The organism is Thermomonas sp. (genome assembly GCF_025993755.1).
Lineage (GTDB): Bacteria > Pseudomonadota > Gammaproteobacteria > Xanthomonadales > Xanthomonadaceae > Thermomonas.
The window spans coordinates 1-1,998 of sequence record NZ_JAMQHN010000104.1 but is presented as its reverse complement, the minus strand read 5'-3'; the positions used below and the strand labels follow the sequence as shown (position 1 = coordinate 1,998).

The 1,998-nt window shown below is 66.0% G+C and carries 1 protein-coding gene; it reads right to left on the bottom strand.

Annotated features, from left to right (window positions below):
• Window positions 1–209: 209 nt before the first annotated feature.
• On the bottom strand, window positions 210–1,998 hold a 1,789-nt coding region (locus Q0X16_RS06895), incomplete at its 5' end, for a peptidoglycan recognition family protein (RefSeq protein WP_297832426.1).

The window sequence follows — 1,998 nt, the reverse complement described above, 5'->3', positions numbered from 1 at the left end:
GGGGATTGAAAATCCCCGTGTCGGCGGTTCGATTCCGTCCCGAGCCACCACCACGAAACCAAAGCCCCGCAACGATTCAGGTCGTTGCGGGGCTTCCTCGTTCCTGCGCGATCGATGGTTGGTTCGCGGCCCCGGCGCTCGCACAGCGCCGTTCCGGAAACAGCAGCAGCCCATCACGGACCGCTGCTGCTTGCCGGGGACGACGGCGTTCAGTTCACGATGCGCACGTCATCGATATAGACGTACACGTCGTAGCTGGTCTGGGCGCGATACAGCCAGATGGCATCGAGGGTGACCGAAGAAGCGGTGATCGCACCGTTTCCGCCGACCCAGGCATCCCACTGGTTGGCGTCGGTCAGGCTCCATTCGACGTAGGTCCAGGTGTTGGCCGCCAGGCTGCGCGACACCGAGCGCTCGGTGCCGTCGCTGTCGTCCACGCCCACGGCGACCGACATCCCGGTGCCACCGGCGTAGACCCAGAAACCGACCTTGCCGTTGGCGCGGGTCAGCGTTGTGTTGGACGAAGGTGATCCGCTGCCGGAGAGCAGGCGCACCGCCCAGCTGGCCGAACTGCTGGCGTTGTCGACCAGCTTGACCTGGAGCGAGCAGCTGCCGTTGCGGCTCATGCTGCAGTAGCGCAGTGCGGTCGATGCGGTGGAGATGCCGGTGGTGCTGCCCGAATAAGCCGGCGAGGTGTTGAAGTGGCCCACCGAGGATTCGAAGGTGTCGAGCAGCTTTGCCGTGCCGGCCGGGGCTGGATTGAGCAGGCTGTAGTAGCGCGACCAGTTCCAGTAGATGCCCGGGTCGGTGTGGTCGTTGCCGCTATAGTGCTGGTGGCCCTTGATCTTGACCGAGTCCGGCAGCACCTTGGTACCGCTGCTGGCGGGACCGTTGTAGGCCGAGCTGCACTTGATGGCGCTGTACTTGCCGCAGAAATTGCGCACCAGCGCGCTGGAGGCGTTGTACATCGCCGTGGTGTACCAGGAGCTGTTGCTGATGTAGCCCTCGTGTTCGATGCCGAGCGTGTAGCTGTTGTGGCTGCGCACGTGCCAGGCGGTGTATGCATTGCGCACCATCTGGGTCACCTGTCCGTCCGAGCTGCGGATGACGTAGTGCGCGCTGACCTGCGCCGCGGGGTTCTTGAACCAGGAGATCGTGCCGGCGTAGCTGCCCTGGGTCGTGTGGATGGTGACGGCGCCGATCGCCGCGCTGCGCGATGCGGTGTAGTTGCTGGGACTGGCCGGATCCCAGATCGCCGGGCTGTAGTCCGGGCCGGCAACTTGCCGACTCCCTGCGCCAGTACGACGGTCGATCATGGTCTCGCTGGTCGGGTCGATCGCGTAGTTGCCGGCATCGACGCGGCCACGGCTGACGTCCAGCCGCACGAACGGCGCGCGCAGCGTCACCAGCTGGGCCGGCGCAAACGCGCGCTCCCACTGGATCGGGCGCTCAGGCACGATCGCCCCCTTTTCGTTCACGCCACGGTCCATCGACAGCAGCACGTCGAAGGCGAAGCTCTGGCGAGCGAAATCCTCGATCGCGTTGCCGCCCTGCATCGGCGTGAAGCCGGCATAGCGCGCCAGCACCTGGCTGATCTGCTCGGGCTTCGGCGCGACGCCATTCCTGCCCAGGCCCGCCCGGCCGATTTCCTGCGCCAGCAGCGCGGCGGCGGCGAGGATGTTGGCGCGGCTGTCGGTCTTGATCAGCTGGGTCGAAAGACCGGTGAGACGCGATGCGGCCGTCACCTGGTCGGTGAAGCCATCGCCCGCGTACAGGCCCATCACGCCGTAGGCCGTGGGCATGTGGTTGTGGTGGTTCTCCGTGTCAGCCGGCTGCAGCGGCATCCAGCGGCTCTGCGACCAGGCAATGGCTTCCAGCGTGCCGGCCGGGATCTGCGGATAGCTGCGATAGGCCTCGGCAAAATACTTCGGCATCACCGAACGCATGGCGCGCAGCTGCAGTTCCTCCTGCTGCAGCAGGTGCAGAAGCTGCGGGTCT